The sequence below is a fragment of the Rhizobacter sp. P2_H2 genome (assembly GCF_056403375.1).
The window spans coordinates 1-1,030 of record NZ_JBFUFP010001481.1 but is presented as its reverse complement, the minus strand read 5'-3'; the positions used below and the strand labels follow the sequence as shown (position 1 = coordinate 1,030).

General features: G+C 72.7%; 1 protein-coding gene. It reads left to right on the top strand.

Going from position 1 to position 1,030, the window contains the following annotated elements; genetic code table 11:
• Nucleotides 1-1,020: GGDEF domain-containing protein (locus AC1D15_RS34085; RefSeq protein ID WP_477829556.1), on the top strand; the 1,020-nt coding region annotated here is incomplete at its 5' end.
• Nucleotides 1,021-1,030: the final 10 nt, after the last annotated feature.

The window sequence follows — 1,030 nt, the reverse complement described above, 5'->3', positions numbered from 1 at the left end:
GTGCTGCTGCAGCGCGGCATCGCGATGCGCCTGCTGCGCCGCCCCGGCGATGCGGCGGCGGCGCTGGGCGAGGCGCAGAAGGTGTTCGCCACCGCCGATTCGCGCGCCGAGCTGGCCACCACCTACGGCGAGCTGGCGACGACGCTGTCCGACCAGGGCGACTGGCGCGGTGCCTTCGAGCAGCAGCAGAAGTACAAGGCCGTCTCCGACGAGCTGCTGCACCGCCAGCTCGACCAGCGTTTCGCGACGCTGAAGGTCGAGTTCGACAGCGCCGCCAAGGACAAGGAGAACCAGCTGCTGATGCGCGAGAAGGCGGCCACCGAGCGTGCGCTCGACCAGGAGCGCCGCGCCAGTGCGCTGCGCGCGGTGGTGATCGCGCTGGCCGCGCTGCTGGTGGCGGTGATGGGCGTGCTGGTCTGGCGCCATCGCCGCACCAGCCACCGCATGCAGGACCTCGCGATGACCGACGAGCTGACGCACCTGCCGAACCGCCGCCACGTGCTGGGCACGCTGCAGGCGATGCTGGCGGACGGCCGGGCCTGCGCGCTGCTGATCGTCGACCTCGACTTCTTCAAGATGATCAACGACGAGCACGGCCACCTGGTCGGCGACGACATCCTGCGCGCGATCGCCAGCGTGCTGCGCGATGGCGGGCGCGAGCCGGTCGAGCTGGGCCGGCTGGGCGGCGAGGAGTTCATCGTCGTGCTGCCCGAGGTCGACATCGACACCGCGATCGCCGCGGCCGAGCGGCTGCGCATGAAGGTGGCCGGGCTGGACGTGTCGCGCTGGCTGCCCGACCGCAACATCACGATCAGCATCGGCGTCACGCTCGCCGAGAGCGGCGACACCGTCAGCAGCGTGCTGCGGCGCGCCGACGAAGCGCTCTACGAAGCCAAGCGGGGCGGCCGCAACCGCTGCGTGGCGCGCATCGGCGGCGCGGCGGGTGTTCCGGTGTCGCGCGGCGCCTCAGCCGCCGACGCACCCGCGCCGGTGATGCCGGCCGGCAGCGTCACGCCCTGACGCAGCGGGC